Raw genomic sequence first — 20173 nt, forward strand, 5'->3', positions numbered from 1 at the left:
GGTCGATGACGCCGCATCGTCCCGGACCTGCACCTCCTGCAGCAGCCGGGCCCCGGTGCCGTCCGCCTCCCACGGGCGCTGCGCAGCTCAGTCAGCGACCGCTCCGGGGGCCGAGGTGCCCCACGCGGGTTTCCTGCTGCGGGAGTTGCAGGATCGGCTCTTGCGTGGTCCGCGCGATCACGACGACCACGGGCTCATTCGGGTCGGGATTCTCCTCTCGATGCGGGACGAACGGCGGGACGAGCAGGAAGTCGCCGGGATTCGGGCGGGCCGGCCCACGCCGGCCCCGGCCCGAGCCCCGCTCCAGGGAGCCCTTACGCCTCTGCGTCCCGCGCCTGCTCCTCCGCCTCGGCCAGCAGCTCCGTCAGGCGCAGGCCGAACCGCACGTCGCAGGGGTGCGGCTCCCCCGTGCGTACCGAGTCGATCAGGGCGTCCACCGCTGACCGGAAGGAGCCGATCGGATCGCTCCACCGTGGCAGTGCGACGGTTCCTTCCTCGCCCCTGAGCTCGATCTCCGTGCCCACCGCGCCGACCGGGGCGCCCAGCGCGAGCGTCACCGTGCTGGAGGCGCCGGAGGTGTGGCGGAGGATCAGGTGGGTGGTGTCGGAGGGGCCGCGGGCCGCGGTCAGTTGTGTGACGTCGCCCAGGACCGGGATCAGGACCGACAGGACGTGCGGGCCGACGTCCCACAGGCCGCCCTTCTCGCGGCGCCAGGGCGAGGCCGCGTACTCGCTGGTCGCGCCGGGGGCGAACAGCGCCGCGATCCACTCGGCGCGGGCGGTGAACCAGCCGTCCACGGCGGCCTGTTCGGTGACCCAGTCGGATGTCTCGGCCGCGAAGCGCAGGGTGCAGAAGACGATGGACGCGGCCCCCGTCTGCTCCGTGGCCCGGGCGACCTCGCGGGCGGCCGCCACGGTGGTCGCGACCGGCTTGTCCAGCAGCAGATGACGGCCGGTGGCGGCGGCGCGGGCGGCGAGCGGGGCCTGGACGTCCGGCGGCACGGCGAACGCGATCGCGTCGCTGGCCGCGAAGAGCTCGTCGATGCCCGCCTCGCCGGTGTACGCCGTGGTGCCGTGGGCGTCGGCCAGCGCTTTCGCGGCTTCGGGTCGCCGGCCCCACACGCCGCTCAGTGCGACGCCGGGGTGGGCTGCGAGGGCGGGGGCCTGGGTGTTCCGGGCCCAGGGGCCCGCGCCGACGAGGCCGATGCGCAGGGGGGTCGCGGGAAGTGTCGTCATGGGGTCAGTCTGCCGGGTTCGCCGGACGACTCCCGTATTGAGCTGGCGGAGAGTGAGCTTCAATGGCTATGTTTCCGGTGCCGGCCGCGGGACTCCGGCGCGACTTCCGGGACTTGCCTCTAAAGCAGTGATTTCGCTGTTCGCGCCCCCATTCCCCGGCCGGCGCTCCGCCCCTGTGTACGGCGGCGCGTGACACCACGGGGGAAACCATGGCGACCAGCTCCGAGACCACTCGCACCAGGACCGGTGCCGACCTCGTCGCGGCCGAGGACGTACTCCTCTTCGTCAACGCGGCGATCACCGCGACCGGACAGCGTGAGTTCCGCTCGACGGCGTATCAGCAGCGGCTCTCGCTGGACTTCCTCCATGAGTACGTACGGGTCAACTACCGCCGGGTGTACGCCGCCGCGCTCGCCCTCGACATCAACGACCACAACGCCGCGCGCATCGTCCAGGGGCTGCTGGAGACCGCCGCCGACGCGACCGCCGAGGAGAAGCGCACCGAGGGCCGGCTGATCGCCGCCCGGCTGGCGAAGCTGCCGCCGCAGCGCGTCTACCGGCTGTTCCGCGCGCTGCGCGGGGCGAAGGTGAACAACCGGCGCACCCGCGCGATCATGCGCGACTGGCTGGCCGCCCGGCCGGATCCGGCGCACGACGCCGTGAAGTACGGCGCCGGTCTGAAGACGGCCGCGCGCCATGTCCACCTTCGGTTCGACGGGCCGGACGAGCCGGACGAGATAGGGGACTTCCTGTTCCGGCCGGGGCGGCGGCCGCGCTACCAGCACCAGCTGCTCGACGCGTGGCGGCGCGCCCACTACGAGCAGGGTGCCGTCGACGAGCTGCCGTTCACCGTCGCCGAGGGCTTCGCCGCCCGGCACAGGATGAAGCGCGAGGTGTTCCTGGAGCGGATGGTACCGAGGATGACCCGGCTGGAGCGGCTGCGGACCCTGGGGCAGCGCACCGCCGGGGACGAGGCGCCGCTGCCCCAGGACGTCGATCTGACCGTGATGCCGCTGACCCGGCTCGCCCTGTACGTCCTGTCGCTCGGCTTCGGGGCGCGGCGGCTCCACCGCGAGGAGCTGGCCCATGCTCTGCGGACCGCCGCCCGCCGTGCGGCGGGACCGCTCGCCGGGAGCTGGGGCCGGGTCGCCGCCGTGCTGGACGACAGCTACTCGTCGTCCGGGTCGGGTGTGAAGCGGCGCCGTCCGCTCGCCGTGGCGCTGGCCTGCCACTTCCTGCTGGAGGCGCTGGCCGCGCCGGGTGCGTACATCCCGCTGTGGACCTCGGGCGGCACAGATCCGCTGCTGGTCAGGCCCTGGGGCCCGACCCCGCTCGGCATCCGGGTACTGGACGCCCTGGAGCACGGTCCGGACCGGCTGGTCATCGTCTCGGACGGGTGGGACAATGCGCCGCCCGGACTCGCGGGCGAGGTGCTGCGGGTGTGGCGGACCCGGCTCGATCCGAACCGGCGCACGGCGGTGGTGCACGTGAACCCCGTATACGACGCGGACGGATTCGACGTGCGGCACCTCGCACCGGGCGTGCCCACCGCCGGTATCCGGGACGCGGAGGATCTGCCCGCGCTGGTGGAGATCACGCAGTTCGCCGAGGGGCGTACGGGAGCGGCGGCCCTGTACGCCTATCTGGACCGCCAGGTCGCACGTTTCGTCGGTGAGCAGAGGGCGGGGGCCGCAGCGTGAACAGGCTCGAACTGTCCGGGCTCGCCACCCGCCCCGCCCAGGTGTGGGGCGGCATCCGGCTGGTGCCGCTGGTGCGCGAGCAGCCGGTCGAGGGGCTTCGGCTGCACCGGGAGATCTACATGGGTTACGGGAACGGCGTCGTGGACGTCGGTCCGCGCACGCACTACACCTCGTACATCCCGCACGGCTTCGTCGCCGACTGGTCCGGCGAGGGCGCCCGGTCCGCCGCGTACGGTACGCAGCTGGGCGCGGGCGCCTCGCCCGGGAACGCGCCGCCCCGGACCGCACGGCTCCAGCGCAACCGCCACCACCGCATGGCCAAGCGGCAGCCGGGCGACCGGCTGCGCTTCCTGCCGCTGCACCTCGCGATGGAGGGCTACCTCGCCCTGCACTTCGGTGGCCCCGCGGTCGCCTGGGAGGAGTGGTCGCGGCAGGCGCTGCGCGACGGGCTCTCGCCGCGTGCCGAGGACGCTTACATGGGGTGGTCGGTGCGCGGGCTCGGCGACGCGCTGCGGGCCTTCGAGATCCATCCCGGCCAGTGCGGGGTGATGGTGTACGCGGCCGATGCGCTCGCTGCCGCCTTCGTTCTGCCGCACCCGGACGACTACCGTCTGCTGCACCCTTCGCTCGTACAGGATCTGTACGGGGAACTGGTCCACCAGTACGCGCTGTACGGCGCGCCGGTGGCGGAGTTCGCGGCGCGGATTTCCGATGGACCGCATCTGCGGACGCTCGCCGGTCTTCGGGCGGCAGCGCGGGCGCAGGAGCGGGAGTGGGCCGAGGCGCACGACACCCTGTTCGCGCGTGAGCTGCTGGACACCTCGTACGCCTTCGACCGGGTGTACCGGATGGGCTCGTTCACACTGTGGCGGTTCCTGCCGCCTTTCCTGCGTAATGGGGAGGGCCGGCACATCGGTGAGACGATCACCGATCACAAGGGGCAGGTCGCGTATCTGAAGACATTCCGGCTGTCCGAGGCCCAGATCAGGCGTGGTCATCTGCTGCACCGGCTCTCCGACGCGGACTGGCGGCTCGCGCAGGCGGCCGTGGCGCTGGGCACCACCGAGGAGGAACTGGTGCGCCGGATCCGTGCCGCCGGTTTCGAGTCGCTGCTCAAGGCCCGCGCATGAGGGGATGGCTTCCGTGACGTTCAAGGCTGAGTACATCTGGATCGACGGCACCGAGCCGACCGCCAAGCTCCGTTCGAAGACGAAGATCATGGCCGGGAGTCCGTCGCAGGATGTGGCGGAGCTGCCGATCTGGGGCTTCGACGGTTCGAGCACCAACCAGGCCGTGGGCCACGCCTCCGACCGGGTGCCGGGTGGGCGCCCCCTCGGCTCCTCCGTCGCCCCGCGGGCCCACCTGGCATACAGGTGAGGAACGTAACGCCAAGGGCCCGTATCGACGGCTGAGAGAGGCCTGCTGCGCCGTCACGTTCTCTGGTTCAATGGGGGCATGGTCGGCATCCAGTACACCTCGACAGGTCGCAGCGACCTCCAACCGTTCTGGCCGTCCCGTCAGCATCACGACTTCGACCGGGTGTGTTGCCGCGCGTTGAACGCGCAGGCCCTCTAAAGCCGCTCACCCCGGCCTTCGGCCCGCGCGCCGGCAAGTCCGTCCCTCGACGACTCCTTCGCGCGAAAGAGCTGACCCATGGCGAACACTCGTACTTTCTCCGCCGCTGCCTCGGCCGGCGCGGCAGCTCCGACGACTGCTGCGGCCACCACCTCCGCCCGCCCGCTCCCGCCCAACCGCCACCGGCTGCGTGCCGTCGACGCCGGTGAGGTCGTCCGGCCGGCCGCTGTGGCCGAGTTCCTGCCGCCGGGTGCCACCTGGCTGCCCGCACCCCAGTACACCGTTCCGGCGCTGCCGGGCCACCCGCCGTTGATCGGCTACCTGGTGCTCGTACCGGCCGATCAGCAGCCGGCCGTCACCGCGGCCGCCCAGTACCTGGTGTCGTCGCCGGTGGCGGACCCGGGCGCGGGTCCGGTGCGCATCGACCCCGTACAGCGCGTCGCCGCGGTCGACGGGAACACGCTCGACCTCACCTTCCTGGAGTTCGAACTGCTCGCCCACCTCGTCGCGCACCCGCACCGGGTACACACCCGCGATCAGCTGGTGACCACCGTCTGGGGCTACGGACACGTGGGCGACGGACGCACCGTGGACGTCCATGTCGCGCGGCTGCGCCGCAAGCTGGGCGCCGAGCACCGCCGGACGATCCAGACCGTGCGGCGCGTCGGCTACAAGTACGCCCCCTGAGAGGCCTGTTGCCGTACGCGGGAGAGCGGCCCCGGCCCCGGTACGTACCGGACCGGGGCCGCTGTCACGTGCCCGGTCGGTCAGCCTCGCGCCCCGGACCGCACCGGGACCCCGGCCACCCCCGTGCCCGCGTCCGGCTCCGGTTCGCCGTGCTCCAGGCCCGGCAGTCGGCTCAGTCCGCGCGGGGTCCGCCAGTTCCGCTCGCCCAGCAGCGCCATCACGGAGGGCAGCAGGACCATCCGTACGACCGTGGCGTCCAGCAGTACCGCCACGGCGAGGCCGACGCCCATCTGCTGCATGTCCTGCATCGACAGCGTCCCGAAGACCGCGAAGACCGCGACCATGATCACGGCCGCTCCGGTCACCGCGCCCGCGGTCCGCCGGATGCCCTCGTCGATCGCGGCCCGGGTGGACAGTCCGCGGTCGCGGGCCTCGCGGATCCGGGAGACCACGAACACGTGGTAGTCCATGGAGAGTCCGAACAGGACGACCAGGACGAACAGCGGAATCCACGCCTCGATCGCACCGACGCCCTCGGAGCCGATCAGCGAGGCCCCCCAGCCGTGCTGGAAGACGGCGACCATCACCCCGTACGCGGCGGCCACGGACAGCAGGTTGAGCAGGATCGACGTCACCGCGATGACGTACGAGCGGAAGCAGAACAGCATCAGCAGGAACGTCACCGCCGTGATGAAGGCGAAGACGGGGACGATGCCGCGCTTCAGCTGGTCGCTGAAGTCGACGGACCCGGCGGTTTCCCCGGTCACGTACACCTGGGCCCCCGTTCCTTCGAACGCGGCGGGCAGCCGCTTCTCGCGCAGCTCGGCAAGGCCGGCCGCGCCGCCTGGGAGCGGCACCTCGATCTCCGCGACGTTCTGCGCCCGGTGGACCGTCACCTCGTCGAAGCCGGCGAACGCCTTGCGCAGTGCGGGTGCCTCGATGTTGTCGGCCTTGACGACGACCCGTGCCGGAGCGGGGCCGCCGGGGAAAGCTTCGTCGATCTGCCGGTAGGCGACCGAGAGCTGCGAGTCGGAGCCGAACTGCTTCTCCAGGCCCAGCTGTTCGGTCTTCATGCCGAGGGCGGGCGCGGCCAGCGCGAGCAGTACGGCGACCGAGGCGACCGCGAAGATCTTCGGCCTGGCCAGGACCGGCTTCAGCACCGTCCCGGCGGTATCGCCACTGGTGCCCGCGCGCCTGCCGCCACGCCGGCTCCCTCGCCGGCCGATGAAGGGGACACGTCCCGCGTCGATCCGGTCGCCCAGCCAGGACAGCAGCGCGGGCAGCACCGTCACCGAGCCCAGCATCGCGATGAAGACCACGGTGATCGTGGCGAGCGCGAAGCCCTTGAACAGCATCAGTCCGGACAGGAACATGCCGGCCATCGCGACCATCACCGTGAGCCCGGAGACGAGCACGGCCCGGCCGCTGGTCGCCGCCGCGATCCGCAGGGCCGTCTCGGCATCGCGTCCCGCCGCCCGCTCGTCGCGTTCGCGCCGCAGATAGAAGAGGCAGTAGTCGACGCCGACGGCGAAGCCCATCAGGAACATCACGGAGTACGTGGTCTGGAACAGGTGCAGTTGGTGGCTGGCGAGCGAGAGCAGGCCGAAGGCGGCCATGCACGCGGTCAGTGCGAGACCGACCGGGAGCAGCGCCGCGACGACGGCCCCGAAGGCGACCAGCAGAATGCCGAGGGCCAGGGGCACGGCGGTGAACTCGGCCTTCTTGAAGTCCTCGGAGAGCAGGTCGCCGAGCCACTTCCCGGCGCTGGCCTCGCCGAACTGGTGGATGGTGACGTCGGGGTGGTCCGCCCGGGCGGTGGCCACGGCGTCGAGGACGGGCTGCACCCGGTCCGGAGCCGTCGCCGCGTCGCCCTTCAGATCGAAGGTGATCAGCGCGTCCTTGCCGTCCTCGGAGGGGACGGGCGCCGCGAGGTTCGTCACCTCACCGGTCCGCCCGATGGCCGCGGCGAGGTCGCGGGCGGGACCCCGCCAGTCCCCCGCCTTCGTGGCGGAGACCATGACCAGTTCGCCGGCGGGCCGCCCGAGTCCGGCGTCGTCGAGGATCTGTTCGGCCCGCGCCGAATCACCCGCGGCGTTCTCCGAGTCGGTCATCTCGACCAGGCCGGATGCGCCGCCGATGCCCGTGGCGAGCACGACGAAGAGCAGCCAGCCGAGAATGGCGGTTTTGCGGTGGTGTGCGCTCCACACACCGATACGTGCCGCGAGGTTGCGCCTCATGGCGTGTTCGCCCCCAGAAGGTTCGGACGCAAGTGGAAGAGATGGAAGAGATGCAGGAAGTGCGTCGTCGATGAATCTAGGAACGGGGCGTCTGCCGCCCCAGCCGTCGAAACCCCCACTCGCGGAGCCATAGGGCGAAGGCGGCGGGGTGGTGCTGGATACACCCCGTCCGGGTGGGGAAACGGCTGACATCGGGGGCGCCCGGCAGGTGAGACTGTCCGGGCCGGGCCTGCCACGGGGTCCGGCAGGGAGAGGACGGAACCGGGATGAACGCGATACGGAAACGGATACGGGGCGCGCTGTCGGCCGCCGGGCGCGGATTCGTGCTGTCGCTCGCCGGCCTGGCCGGGTCGCTCACCCTCTTCGTGTGGGCCGTGCTCTCAATCGCCTTCATCCCGCTGGGCGTCGGCCTGTTCACCACCCCCCACGTCCTGGAGCTGGTCCGCAAGCACGCCAACCGGCGCCGGCTGCTCGCGGTCACCTGGTCCGGCATACGCATCCCGGTCCCGTACCGCCCCTTCCCGAAGGATCTGCGCACCGGCTTCACGGGGCAGGTGGAGCGGACCACGCTGATGCTGAAGGACCCGGCGACCTGGCGGGACCTCCGCTGGCTGCTGGTCGACATGACCGCGGGCTATGTCGTGGCGACCCTGGCGACGGGGCTGATGATCTACCCGCTGGAGGGGTTCGTCCTGGCGGCGGGCCTGTGGCGGGTTTTCACCGACGACCGGTACTGGTACGGGTTCGTGCCGGTCGACAGCCAGGCGTCGGGGCTTGCCGCCGCCGCGCTCGGCGTGGCGATCCTCGCGACCGGTGTGCTGGTCGGTGACCGGCTGGTGCGGCTGCACTTCGTGATCACCCGGGCGATGCTGGCCCCCACCCAGGAGCAGGAGCTGGCCCGGCGTGTCGACCGGCTGACCGAGACCCGGCACGAGGCCGTGGACACCGCCGCCTCCGAACTGCGGCGCATCGAGCGCGATCTGCACGACGGCGCGCAGGCCCGGCTGGTCGCCATGGGCATGAATCTGGGCACCGTGGAAGCGCTCATCGAGAAGGACCCGGCGCAGGCGAAGAAGCTCCTCGCCATGGCCCGCCAGTCCTCCGCGGAGGCGCTCACGGAGCTGCGCGATCTGGTCCGGGGCATCCACCCGCCGGTCCTCGCCGAACGCGGACTCGGGGACGCGGTCCGGGCGTTGGCGCTGCGGCTGCCCATCGAGTCGGAGGTCCGGGTGGAGCTGGACGGGCGGGCGGACGCTGCGGTCGAGTCGGCCGCGTACTTCGCGGTGAGCGAGACGCTGACGAACGCCGCCAAGCATTCGGGGGCCGACCGCGTCTGGGTGGACGTCCACCACACGGACGCCATGCTGCGGGTCTCCGTCACGGACAACGGCCGGGGTGGTGCGGCGGTCGGATCCGGCTCGGGGCTGAGCGGAATCGAACGCCGACTCGGTACATTCGACGGCATCATGGCCGTCAGCAGCCCCGCGGGCGGTCCCACCATGGTGACCATGGAGATCCCTTGCGAGTTGTCCTAGCCGAAGATCTCTTTCTGCTCCGTGACGGCCTGGTGCGGCTGCTGGAGGCGTACGACTTCGAGATCGCGGCGGCCGTCGAGACGGGACCGGAACTGACGTGTGCGCTGGCCGAGTTGGCGCCGGACGTCGCGGTGGTCGACGTCCGGCTGCCGCCGTCCCACACGGACGAGGGCCTGCAGTGCGCGCTGGCGGCCCGGCAGGCCAGACCGGGGCTTCCGGTGCTCGTGCTCTCTCAGCACGTGGAACAGTTGTACGCGCGCGAGCTGCTGGCGGACGGCAACGGCGGCATCGGCTATCTGCTCAAGGACCGGGTCTTCGACGCCGAGCAGTTCATCGACGCGGTGCGCAGGGTCGCCGCGGGCGGCACGGCGATGGACCCGCAGGTGATCTCGCAGTTGCTGTCGCGGCGTTCGCAGGACAAGCCGATGGGCGGGCTGACGCCGCGGGAGCGGGAGGTCATGGAGCTGATGGCGCAGGGCCGTTCGAACGCGGCGATCGCCTCGCAGATGGTGATCACGGAGCGGGCGGTGGCCAAGCACACCTCGAACATCTTCGGGAAGCTGGGCCTGCCGCCGTCCGACGACGACAACCGCCGCGTTCTCGCGGTCCTCGCCTACCTGGACCACGGCTGAGCCGGGACTTCGTCGTGGCCGCGCGTACCCCGGCGGGTCGCGCGGCGACGGGCTGTTGCGCGAGGGCCTGTACGGGGACGAGGGCGGCAGCCGCCGCCCGTGCGAGCGCACTGAGCACACGGGTACGTCGTGCCATGGTTCCCTTCCGTTCCCGACCGGTGCAGCGGGTGGCAGTCGGCGTGAGGGGGCGCGCGCGGAGGGAAGCGCGGCGCATCGCACGACACGGGTGCGCCGGGGTGACCATCGCACCATTTCGCTCGTTCTGCTGAACGTGCGACCACTGCCAGAGGTACCTTCCGCAGCCGCCCCGGCCGATGGGGAGCAGGCCGGGGCCGCGCTCGTCGAGCACTATCCGCGCCTGGCCCGCCTCGGCTATCTCGTCCTGCCGCCGTCCCTCGGCAGCCACCGCCGCGTCCTGACGGCGCACGCCCTGGCCCAGCGGTGCCTGCTGTCGGGGCGCCGGACAGGGTATGCGTACGTCCGCGTGCGGTTGCTGCGCGCGGCGCTGGAGACGGGCCGTCCACGGCTTCGCCGGCTGCCGCCCCTCCTCCCGCTGGTGTGGGGGCTGCGGCTGTTCCCGCACTCCGGCGGAGCGGAGGAACTCGCCCTGGAGCAGGCCCTGTCGGCGCTCTCCGGTCCGGGGCGCGCCGCGTACGTCCTGCGCGGTCTGGAGCGGCTGACGGATGCGGAGGTGCGGCGGGTGCTCGCCGCTGCCGGGGTGGCTGATCCGCATGCGGCGCTCGCGGCGGCGGAGGGCGTGTCGGCGCCGTACGAGCTCCTCGGGTCCCCGGAGTTCGATCCCTGTTCGCTCCAGGCCCGGCCGCCGGATCTGCTGCGCCGCCGTCGGTACGCGAAGGCGGCGGTGGCGGCCGTCGCGGCGCTGCTGGTGTGCGGGGCGCTGCTGGGGCTGCCGGGCCACGGCTGGGGGCGCGGCGCACCGCCCGTAACGCCCTACGCCCACAACGCCGCCACCGAACAGGCCCTGGACCCTGGCGGTTTGACCCGTGTTCCGGTGGCGTTCTGGCGGCGCTCGCCCCGTACCGACTTCACCACCTGGCCCACCCGCGGCGACCGCGCGGGGGACGTCCGGCTGCTGCGCCGCGCGCTCACCGTGTGGGCGCACCCGGACGGCGCGGTGCGCCTGTCGGCGACGCCCGGGACACCGGCCGGGCCGCCGATGGGGGCGCCGCAACTGCTGTACGCGGGCGGGGTGGACCGGGCGACGGTGGTGCTGTTCTACGACGGGCTGCGCGTCGTGCGGTACGCGGAACCCCGGGACGCCGTTGCGGGCCGGGGCGTGGCGCTCGACTTCGCCCGGGTCGACAGTGCCGACAGGGCCTCGTCCGGCGCCCTGATCGTGGGCCGCACGGGCGGCCGGGTCCGCTATCTCACCGCACCCTGGGTGCGTGCCGTTTCCGTACGGGATCTGCTCGCCCCGGGCGGCGCCCCGCGGCCGCTGCACCGCACCGCCGACGGGGTGACGGCCGCACTGAACAGCCCGGCAACGGCCAGGAGTTGCCGTTCCTGGGAAGCGATCGAGCTGCGCGACGGCCCGGTGGTCCGGCTGATGACGGACCTCGGCGAGCTGCCCCCCGCCCGGCTGACGTCGGGCCCGCCGGCCACGCCGCACGACGTCTCCGGGCGGGCGGAGCGGGACAGTTGGGCGCGGACCGCCTGCCTGCTGCCCGCAGTCCGTTCGCACGGCGTGCGGTCGGTGAACTCCTGGCAGTACGCCGAGCAGCCGCTGCCCGAGGACAACGGCTCGGCGCGCTGGCTCTGCACCCGGGCGGAGACCTGGCGGGGCACCGGAAGCCGGGTCCTCGCCCAGTTCCAGGCCCCGTCGGCGCCGTCCGTGGCGACCGGCGGCCCGCCCGGGGCGGTCGCGGCCCGGGCCGAGGACTCACCGGCCTGCGGGATGCGTGATCCGCGGGTGCTGGCCGGGGTGCTGTGGAAGTCGCACGGCGGGCGCTGGTACGTACTGGCGGCGGGCAGCGAGCAGTTCGCCTCGCTGACCACGTCGGACGGGGTGGAGGGACGGTCCGAGAGCCGGCTCCTCGCCGTACCGGCCAGGGCGGGCGACCGGGCGCGGCTGAACGGGACGCTGGCGGACGGCAGTCGGGTGGGCGCCCTGCGCTGACGCCCGGCCCCCCGGAGGCGGGCAACCGGGTGCCGGGGAAACGGAGGGCGGGGAATCCTGATCCTGTCGATGGTGCGGTCCGTCGCGGCCTCGGGTGCCGACTGGCGGCTGCTGTACGGCGGACGTTCGCGGGCCTCGATGCCGTTCCTGGGCGAGATCGAGAAGCTGGGTGCGGAGGGCGACCGGGTGACCGTCGTCGCGCAGGACGAGGCGGGCCGCCCGGACACGGCCGCGGCCCCGGCGAACACGGCGCCGGGCACGGCCGTCTACTGCTGCGGCCCCGAGCCCCCTGACGGACGCGGTCGCCGCCGCACTCCCGCCCGGCCGCACCCTGCACCTGGAGCGCTTCAGCGCGGCGACCACGACATCGGCCGGTTCCGGTCCCTTCGAGGTCGAACTGCGCCGCTCCGGCCGCACGGTCCACGTACCGGCCGGCCGGTCGGTGCCGGCCGCGGTGCGCGAGCCGCACGGACGGCGAGCCGGGTCTTGCCGACACCGCCGCTGCCGGTGAGGGTGGTCAGCCGGTGCGTGGCGAGGGTGTGTTCGAGCCGGGCGAGTTCCGCTTTCCGTCCGACAAAGCTCGTTGTCTCCTCGGGAATGTTGCTCGCCATGGTCACCGTCGCCGAAACAGGTGGACGGCCCGTGGAAGGGGCACGCCGGGGGTGCCGTGCTGCGGCATCCCCGGCGGCTTGCTGCCTCTCAACGTAGCCCTGTCGGCACTCAGTTCAGGGAAAACACCGCCACCGTACGCCCCGGGACGGTGAAGCTTCCCGAACTCCTCTCGTACGTGGCCTTCTTGACGGTGGAATCCGCGCCCGCAGCCTGGACGGGATGCAGGGTGTACCGCTTCCCCGCCAGTACGGCGATCTGCTGGGTCGTGGTGGCGGGGGTCGCGTTGAGGACGACCACCAGCTTTCCGAGCCGCATGGTGATCACCCCCGGTGTCTCGTCCTTCCCGGAGAGCGGGAAGGACAGGGCGGACTGCACCTGCCCGGTGGTGGCGAGGGCGAAGTCCTTCTCCGTGGACCGGATGGTGAGCAGGTCCCGGTACGCGGCGAAGGCACCGTCGATCTCGGCGCAGCCGGGGCTGAGTGCGGCGTCGGCCAGCAGCGGCTTCGCGTAGGGCCACTTGGACCGGTTGTCGGCGGCCGGCGGGAGTCCGCGGCCGAAGCCGTTGCCGTCGCGGCAGTCCCAGTGGAGCGCGTTGAACCAGTCGCCGCTGTCGTACGAGTTGCGGTCCAGGGACTTGGAGCGCAGCAGGTCGCTGCCGGCCTGGGAGAGCGAGGGCCCCTGCGAGAGGGTGGCCGTCGCCATCGCCAGGATCTGCATGCGGGCCCGGTCCGCCGCCGATGTGCGCGCCGGGAGCTTGAAGGCGAGCGCGTCGTACAGCGACTCGTTGTCGTGGGCGTCCGCGTAGGCGAGGGCGTCACCGGGGGCCGCGGCGTATCCGGCGGGGGCGCCGTTGTAGTCGACACCGGAGCCCTTGACCGTGCGGCCGGAGGAGTCGGTGAAGGTGTAGTCGGCGAGGTTGCCGGTGAGGCCGACCTTGATCAGGTCCTGGTAGTGGAGCAGCCGGGCCTTCTGTTCGGCCTTCGTTCCGTTGGCGGTCGAGGTGTTGGGGTCGGTGTAGAGGCCGGTGGCGAAGCCCTGCACGCCCGGGTCCTCGTCGAAGGGGCTGCCGCCGCGGACGGCGTCGCGGGCCCGGTCGGAGAAGGTGGCGATGCCGGTGCCGGTCATGTTCTTCTGGGTGGCCTGGACGAAGCGGGCGTCGTCGGCGATCTCGCCGAAGTTCCAGCCCTCCCCGTACAGGATGATCTTCTTGCCGTCGACGCCGTCCTTGGCCGTGGTCAGCGCGTCGAGCGCCTTGCGGACGGCGAGGATGTTGGCCTTGGGGTGGTGGCCCATCAGGTCGAAGCGGAAGCCGTCGACCTTGTACTCCTTGGCCCAGGTGACGACCGAGTCCACGACGAGCTTGCCCATCATGGTGTTCTCGGGCGCGGTGTTGGCGCAGCAGGTGGAGGTGGCGACGGTGCCGTCGTCCAGCAGCCGCTGGTAGTAGCCGGGCACGATCCGGTCGAGCACCGACTTGTCGTCCTGGCCGGAGGCCACGGTGTGGTTGTAGACGACGTCCATGACGGTCCGCAGACCCGCGCCGTTCAGCCCCTGCACCATCTGCCGGAACTCGACGGTCCGTCGCGTGCCGTTCGGGCCGGAGGCGTACGAACCTTCCGGGACGGTGTAGTGCAGCGGGTCGTAACCCCAGTTGAACCCGTCCTGCGCCGCGGCCTTCGCCACGCAGGCCTGCTGCTCCTCGGAGTCGGGGGCGTACACGGAAAGATCGCAGGCCGGCTTCTGCTGGGCCGACTTCTTCTCCGGAATGGTGCCGATGTCGAAGGCGGGCAGCAGATGGACGTAACCGGTACCGGAATCCGCGAGCTGCTTGAGGTGTTTCATCCCGTCGGAGCGGCTGTCGGTGAAGGCGAGGTATTCGCCGGGGTGCTTCGAGGTGCGGTCCGCGATCGAGAAGTCGCGGATGTGCAGCTCCTGGATCTGCGCGTCACGCAGGGGGACGGCGGCGGGCTTCCGCAGGCCTGACCAGCCGTGCGGCGCCAGCTCCGGATCGTCGAGGTCGACGACGAGGCTGCGGGCGGAGTCGGTGGTCAGGGCGGTGGAGTACGGGTCCGTGACCTTGTTGGTGACCATCTTCCGGACGGTGGGCGCCCAGACGTTCACGGCGTACCGGTAGGGCTTGCCGTTCCAGCTCTTCGGTCCGGTGACCGACCAGACGCCCGTGCGGTCGTCGCGGTGCATGGGGGCGGTCCTGCCGTCGAGTTCGAGGGCGACGGTACGGGCGGTGGGTGCCCAGACGGACAGGGTGGGGCGGCCGTGGTCGAAGACCGGGCCGAGGGAGGCGGTGGCCGCGTTCTTCCCGTAGAGGTCGTCGAGCACCCCCGCGCTCTGTACGCCGGTGGCGGCGAGAAGCGCACCGTTGGCGGCGCGCTGGGTGGCGATCAGCTGGCCGCGCAGCGCCTCGCGCACCCTGTCCCGGTCCCGGGCGTCGACGGTGAACGCCGGGTAGTCCTTGAGGTGCGGGTACTTCGTCCTCTGTGCGTCGCTCAGCGCGGACGGTGCGAGCCGCAGCCACTGCCCCTCGTCGGACAGCGCCCCGTCGACGACGGAGATGCCGCCGTTCTTGGCGTAGACGAGTTGCTGGCTGGTGGCAGCGGTGGCCGTCACCTTCCATACGACCGTGTCGGCGTCGATCCACTGCGCCTCGGCCTTGGTGAGGTCGGGGGTGGGGACGCCGCCGGTCTGCGGCAGCAGGTAGCCGGGCGTGGAGCCGAGCATCCAGACCTCGTGGCCGTAGGTGGCGAGGTCGAGCGACTGGTCGCTGGGCAGGTCCTTCTCGTCGCCCTTGTGCAGGATGTAGCTGAGCGAGGTCGCGCCGTCGGTGAGCGGCACCTCGAAGGTGGCGCCGGAGGCGTCCTTCTTCACCGGCTGGAGCGGCTTGGCCCAGTCGGTGGGGTCCTTGGCGCCGGTCCAGGTGTGCAGACCCCAGCCGTCGTAGTCGCCGTCGGCCCGGTAGTAGTGCAGGACGGCCTTGGTGGTGTCCTGCGGCGGGTAGACGCCGTCGGGGGCCTCGTCGGTCTGGCCGTCCTTGCCCTGCTCGATCCAGACCTGTCCGGTCCTCGCGAGGTCGACGGTGCGCTCCGGACCGTCGGCCGTGCCGTCCTTCTCGACGGTGTACGCGAGGGAGGAGGCACCCTCGTCGAGCTTGATCCAGGCGAAGGCGCCATAGGCGTCGCGCCCGGTGAACGCGGCCGATGTTTCGCCCGCCTTGAGCTGCCGGCCGTCGTAGTCGCCGTCCGCACGTCTGTAGTGGACGACGGCGTAGTCGCGCTCGACGGCTACGGGCTTCTCGGCGGCGGGTGCCTGTCCCGCGGTGGACGAGGCGAGGGCACTCGAAGTGCGGCCGGCGGCGTCGACGACAACCGCCTTGTACCGCAGGGGCGTTCCGGCCGCCACCTGGTCGTCCAGGTGCTGGGTGACCTGGTACGGGGCGTGGTCGGCGGAACCGAGCGTGACCCACTTCCCGTTGCCGGTCTGTGCGGCGAACACGACACGGTTCAGGGATCCGCCGTCGACGTCCGCGGAGATCTCGACGGTGCCGGTGGCTCCGGCGCCGGGCGCCTTCAGGGTGATCGAGGGCTTGGCGGTGGGGCCGTCCAGGGGCTTTTCCGCGCGCAGCACGACGGTGGAGAGGGCAGGCACGGTGACGGTGATCTTCTTATCGGCCGCGCTGCGAACATCGACCGAATTACCGTACAGCGTCCGGAAGTTCATACCGGCGGTCGCGGTGGGCAGCTCGACGGTCCTGGGTCCGGTGCCGTTGTTGGTGGCGACGACGTACTCGGTCGGCTTCTTCGGGTCCGTGCGGGAGAAGGCGTAGACGGACCCTTCGGCGTAGCGCTCGGTCTGGACGCCGTCGCGCAGGGCCGGGTTCTTCCGGGTGAGCTCGGAGAGCGCGGCGATGTCCCGGTACAGGGGGTGGCTCGTGTCGTACGCGTCCGAGGCGTGGGTGCGGTCGGTGCCCAGTTCGTCGTCGTCGAGGTAGTCGGCTGTCCTGGACGCGAACATCGTCTGGCGGGCGTCCTTGTCACCGCCCGCGCCGGTGAAGCCCTGTTCGTCGCCGTAGTAGACGACGGGGTTGCCCCGGCTGAGGAACATCAGCTCATTGGCGAGCCGGACACGTCGGACGAGTTCCGCGTCATCGGCCTTCGGGTTGTCCTGCTTGATGAACGACCCGATGCGTCCCATGTCGTGGTTGCCGAGGAAGGTGACCTGCTCGTAGGCGTTGGCCTTGTCGGTGGTGTAGCGGTAGTCGTCGGCGAACACCGCCGCGAGTTTCGCGGCCGGGGCGCCCTGCGAGGCGTACTGGCGTGCCGCTTCCTGGAAGGGGAAGTCGAGCGTCGCGTCGAGCCTGCCGCGGGTGACGTAGGGCGAGGTGATGGCGGTGTCGGCGGAGTAGACCTCGCCGAACATGAAGAAGTCCTTGCGCCCGTGCCTGGCCGCGTAGGTGTCGAGCGCTGTCGCCCACTGGGTCCAGAAGTCCAGGTCGACGTGTTTGACGGTGTCGATCCGGAAACCGTCGATGTCGAAGTCCCGGACCCACTTCTCGTAGATCTTCTCCATGCCGGAGACGACCTCGGGCCGCTCGGTCCACAGGTCGTCGAGCCCGGAGAAGTCGCCGTACGTGGTGGACTCGCCGGCGTAGGTCGAGTCGCCCCGGTTGTGGTACATCGTCGGATCGTTGAGCCAGGCCGGAACCTTGTCGCCGGTGTTCTTCGGGGTGTACGGGAACGAGTCCGCGTCGACCTTCGCCAGGCCCTTGCTGTCGTCGAACGGGCGGCCGTCCCTGTCGAGGTAGGGGTAGGCGCCCTTGGGGCGGTAGCCGTACTGCTTCTCGGCGTAGTCGACGGTGTCCGCGGTGTGGTTGGTGATGACGTCGAAGAAGACCTTCATGCCCTTGTCGTGGGCCTTGTCGATCAGCTTGGACAGGTCGGCGTTGCTGCCGAAGTGCGGGTCGACCTGGGTGAAGTCGGTGATCCAGTAGCCGTGGTAGCCGGCCGAGGCGTCCTTGCCGGTGCCCTGGACGGGGCGGTTCTTGAAGATCGGGGCGAGCCAGATGGCGGTGGTGCCGAGGCCCTTGATGTAGTCGAGCCGACGGGTCAGGCCCTTGAGGTCGCCGCCCTGGTAGAAGCCCTTGTCCGTGGGGTCGTAGCCGGTCTCCAGGCGTGAACCGGTGTGTCCGCCGCGGTCGTTGGAGGTGTCACCGTTGGCGAACCGGTCGGGCATGACGAAGTAGAACTGTTCACGCGTCAGGTCGTGGCGTGCGGGTTCGGCGGCCAGCCGGGCGTCCGAGGGCGGGGCCGGCGGTCTCGGCGCGGCGGATGCGGATGCCGCCGGGACGACGGGAAGGAGCGCCGCGCAGAGTGCTGCTACGGCTCCCCGTCTGAGGGTGGAACGGGACACGGGCGGGGTCTCCTTGCGTGCGGGATGTGGTTCTCGGGGCGGGCGGACTTGCCGGGCACCGGGAGAGGGGCGGGCGCTCCTCCCCCGGTGCCGGACGCCCATGTGAAGGCGACGGTGGCCCGGGAGGGGAGGTTTCGGGGTGATCCCCGCAGGGATACGCGGTCATGAGGCGCTTCGCTCCCGGTGACGGACGAGTCCGCGTCACCCGAGGAGACGCCCGATGCGTCCCCGGCCCCCGGGTCACCTGCCGGTCCGGGGCGCTGGGGTCGGCCCCGGACCGGTCACCGATGTCAGCTGCGCCAGACGTCGCTCGTCAGCGTGGCCTTCCCCGACGCCGGCACGGTGGCGGTGCGGTTCGCGCCGCTCTCCCAGGTGACGTTGCCGCTCGCGTCCTTGCGGAGGTACTTGTACTCGAACGACGTACCGGCGGGCAGGTTCACATCGAGTTTCCACACCGGGTACGTCGCCGGGTCGAGCTTCGGCGCGCTGCCGGTGTTCCAGTTGCCGAGCGCGCCCTGGTTGCCGGTGACGTAGATGTTCTGGCCGGGCTGGGTGGTGGCGTTGACGCCGAAGGAGGCACCGGAGGTGCCGGGGTTCGGGGTGCCACCGCCCGAGCAGGTACGGGCGCCCACCTGGAGCGCCAGGGCCGTGTTGGCTCCCAGCGTCGCGGTGAACCGGCCGGAGCCGTCGACGCTGACGCCGTTGCCGGACTGGATGTCGCAGTAGTCACCTGCGGGCAGCGACGTCTGGAACGTACGGGTCAGCGAGGAGCCCTCGTGATTGATCGCGACGTACGCCTTCGCCCCGCGGCCGAATGCGATCCGGTCCCCGCCGTTGTCCCACCAGTCGGTGACGGACTCGCCGCGTGCCGTGTTGCGGAAGCCGACCATGGAGGAGATCTCGCGCCAGGCGTGCTGGCACTTCCACCCGTCGCTGTAACAGGCTTTCACCGTGCCGCCGTTGGGTGGCCCCGCGTCCTTGTCGGTCCATTCGTAGCCGGAGTGGACATCGGGCGATCCGTACGGCCAGGCCAGCATGAAGACACTGGCGAGGGTGTAGCCGGCGCCGTCCTTGTAGTTGAGTGTGTCGCCGCCGCGCTCGGTGTCGTGGTTGTCGACGAAGACCGCGGCCTTCGACGACGGCATGAAGCCCCAGCCCTCGCCGAAGTTCTTCAGGTGGGCGAGGTTCTCGTTGTTGAAGACCTGCTTGAGGCTGCGGGCGTAGCGGAATTCCTGGACGTCCCCGGTGCCGGTGTACTCGTCGGGCTGGACGGCCTCGCCCGCGCCGTAGATCGCCTCCTGCTTCCAGTAGACGTTCGGGTTGCTCAGCCGCGACTTGATGCCGGCCAGGTCCGCGGCGGGCATGTGCTTGGCGGCGTCGATGCGGAAGCCGTCGACGCCGAGGGAGAGGAGGTCGTCGAGGTAGGCGGCGATCCGGCCGCGGACGTATTCCTCACCGGTGTCCAGGTCGGCGAGGCCGACGAGTTCGCAGTTCTGGACGTTGGCCCGGTCCTGGTAGTTGCTGATCTGCGCGGTGCAGTCGTCCATGTCGGCCGCGGAGTACACGCCGGGGTAGTTGTACTTGGTGTACGAGGAGCCGCCGGTGCCGGTGCCCGATCCCGCCGACATGTGGTTGATGACGGAGTCGGCGACGACCTTGACTCCCGCGCTGTGGCAGGTGCCGACCATGGCGGCGAAGGAGGCGCGGTCGCCGAGCCGGCCGGCGATCTTGTAGCTGACCGGCTGGTACGAGGTCCACCACTGGCTGCCCTGGATGTGTTCCTGGGGCGGCGAGACCTGCACGTAGCCGTAGCCGGCCGGGCCGAGGGAGTCCGTGCAGGCCTTGGCCACGGAGTCGAATTTCCACTCGAAGAGGACGGCGGTGACGTCCTTGCCGCCCGGCGTGGCGGCCTGGGCGGTCGTCGTGGGGGCGACGAGAGCGGCGGCCCCTGCTATCAGGGCGAGCGCTGCAGACAGGGGTCTGCGTGCCATGTTTCCTCCTGCTGTGGGGGGAAATGCGGGTGACGGTGCAGCCTCACGTGACAACGCGCCCTGCCCTCAAGGCTCCTGAAGGTTCTTGCTGCAAGAATGCAAACCTTGCCGCGGTGGAGACCGTACGATCCCGCCCGGCCTCGGTCAACCCTTTGGACACCACCCGCCCACATCCACGAAATCCAGCAGATTTCTTCCTGCAAGGACTTACGCAAAACATTGCAGCACTGTTACGTTTCTCCCGACTCCGGTCCGGCCGGCCGGGGGTTCCGGTGATCCCGGACCCCACGCGCCCGGCCGGCCGGGCCGGTCACGGACACGAGAGGCACCCGGAGTCACCCACTCCCCGCGGGCCCGTCAGGGCCGACTCCCGGGTGCCTCTCCTGTGCACCGCGACGCCGGAGCGCTCGC

Annotated in this window: 10 protein-coding genes and 3 pseudogenes; 8 read left to right on the forward strand and 5 right to left on the reverse strand. The window is 71.4% G+C overall.

Features of this window, described 5'->3' with window-relative positions; translation table 11 throughout:
* Positions 1–91 precede the first annotated feature (91 nt).
* Both OG936_RS08590 and OG936_RS08595 read right to left on the reverse strand, forming a co-directional pair.
* Positions 92–262, reverse strand: a pseudogene (locus OG936_RS08590) (cupin); the annotation flags it as partial.
* Positions 263–314: 52 nt separating this feature from the next.
* Complete coding sequence (locus tag OG936_RS08595) at positions 315–1235, reverse strand: Gfo/Idh/MocA family protein (protein WP_406493658.1); 921 nt, start codon at positions 1233–1235, stop codon at positions 315–317.
* Positions 1236–1444: 209 nt separating this feature from the next.
* On the opposite strand from OG936_RS08595, the gene OG936_RS08600 reads away from it, so the two are divergent.
* From OG936_RS08600 to OG936_RS08615, 4 genes and pseudogenes are all read left to right on the forward strand, one after another.
* Positions 1445–2935, forward strand: a complete 1491-nt coding sequence (locus OG936_RS08600; protein WP_406493660.1) for a hypothetical protein — start codon at positions 1445–1447, stop codon at positions 2933–2935.
* Positions 2932–4065, forward strand: coding sequence for an ARPP-2 domain-containing protein (locus OG936_RS08605; protein ID WP_406493661.1), 1134 nt, complete (start codon positions 2932–2934; stop codon positions 4063–4065). The genes OG936_RS08600 and OG936_RS08605 overlap by 4 nt, the downstream gene beginning before the upstream one ends.
* A 13-nt stretch (positions 4066–4078) precedes the next feature.
* Positions 4079–4252: pseudogene (locus OG936_RS08610) on the forward strand (glutamine synthetase); the annotation flags it as partial.
* Positions 4253–4588: 336 nt separating this feature from the next.
* On the forward strand, positions 4589–5197 hold the full coding sequence (locus OG936_RS08615) for a winged helix-turn-helix domain-containing protein (protein WP_406493663.1): 609 nt from the start codon (positions 4589–4591) through the stop codon (positions 5195–5197).
* Positions 5198–5277: 80 nt separating this feature from the next.
* On the opposite strand, the gene OG936_RS08620 is transcribed toward OG936_RS08615, so the two are convergent.
* Positions 5278–7434, reverse strand: coding sequence for an MMPL family transporter (locus tag OG936_RS08620; protein ID WP_406493665.1), 2157 nt, complete (start codon positions 7432–7434; stop codon positions 5278–5280).
* A gap of 266 nt (positions 7435–7700) precedes the next feature.
* Between OG936_RS08620 and OG936_RS08625 the strand changes: the two genes are divergently transcribed.
* From OG936_RS08625 to OG936_RS08640, 4 genes and pseudogenes are all read left to right on the forward strand, one after another.
* A complete protein-coding gene (locus tag OG936_RS08625) occupies positions 7701–8969 on the forward strand; it encodes a sensor histidine kinase (RefSeq protein ID WP_406493666.1) in 1269 nt (422 codons plus the stop codon).
* Positions 8954–9601: a LuxR C-terminal-related transcriptional regulator gene (locus tag OG936_RS08630; protein ID WP_406493668.1), complete on the forward strand. Its 648-nt coding sequence runs from the start codon at positions 8954–8956 to the stop codon at positions 9599–9601. Before OG936_RS08625 ends, OG936_RS08630 begins: the two co-directional genes overlap by 16 nt.
* A gap of 271 nt (positions 9602–9872) precedes the next feature.
* Complete coding sequence (locus tag OG936_RS08635; protein WP_406493669.1) at positions 9873–11738, forward strand: hypothetical protein; 1866 nt, start codon at positions 9873–9875, stop codon at positions 11736–11738.
* Positions 11739–11780: 42 nt separating this feature from the next.
* Positions 11781–12243 (forward strand): annotated as a pseudogene (locus OG936_RS08640) (oxidoreductase); the annotation flags it as partial.
* A gap of 215 nt (positions 12244–12458) precedes the next feature.
* Here the strand turns inward: OG936_RS08640 and pulA are convergent.
* Positions 12459–17771, reverse strand: a complete 5313-nt coding sequence (gene pulA, locus OG936_RS08645; RefSeq protein WP_406493671.1) for a pullulanase-type alpha-1,6-glucosidase — start codon at positions 17769–17771, stop codon at positions 12459–12461.
* 290 nt (positions 17772–18061) lie between these two features.
* On the reverse strand, positions 18062–19762 hold the full coding sequence (locus tag OG936_RS08650) for a carbohydrate-binding module family 20 domain-containing protein (RefSeq protein ID WP_406493673.1): 1701 nt from the start codon (positions 19760–19762) through the stop codon (positions 18062–18064).
* Positions 19763–20173: the final 411 nt, after the last annotated feature.

Origin of the sequence: Streptomyces sp. NBC_00846 (assembly GCF_045207325.1) — a bacterium.
Lineage (GTDB): Bacteria > Actinomycetota > Actinomycetes > Streptomycetales > Streptomycetaceae > Streptomyces.

Excerpts from the sequence above, each read along its gene's own strand:
- OG936_RS08650 (WP_406493673.1), bottom strand. The coding sequence starts at position 19,762 with ATGGCACGCAGACCCCTGTCTGCAGCGCTCGCCCTGATAGCAGGGGCC.
- OG936_RS08625 (WP_406493666.1), top strand. The coding sequence starts at position 7,701 with ATGAACGCGATACGGAAACGGATACGGGGCGCGCTGTCGGCCGCCGGG.
- OG936_RS08595 (WP_406493658.1), bottom strand. The coding sequence starts at position 1,235 with ATGACGACACTTCCCGCGACCCCCCTGCGCATCGGCCTCGTCGGCGCG.
- OG936_RS08620 (WP_406493665.1), bottom strand. The coding sequence starts at position 7,434 with ATGAGGCGCAACCTCGCGGCACGTATCGGTGTGTGGAGCGCACACCAC.
- OG936_RS08615 (WP_406493663.1), top strand. The coding sequence starts at position 4,589 with ATGGCGAACACTCGTACTTTCTCCGCCGCTGCCTCGGCCGGCGCGGCA.
- OG936_RS08600 (WP_406493660.1), top strand. The coding sequence starts at position 1,445 with ATGGCGACCAGCTCCGAGACCACTCGCACCAGGACCGGTGCCGACCTC.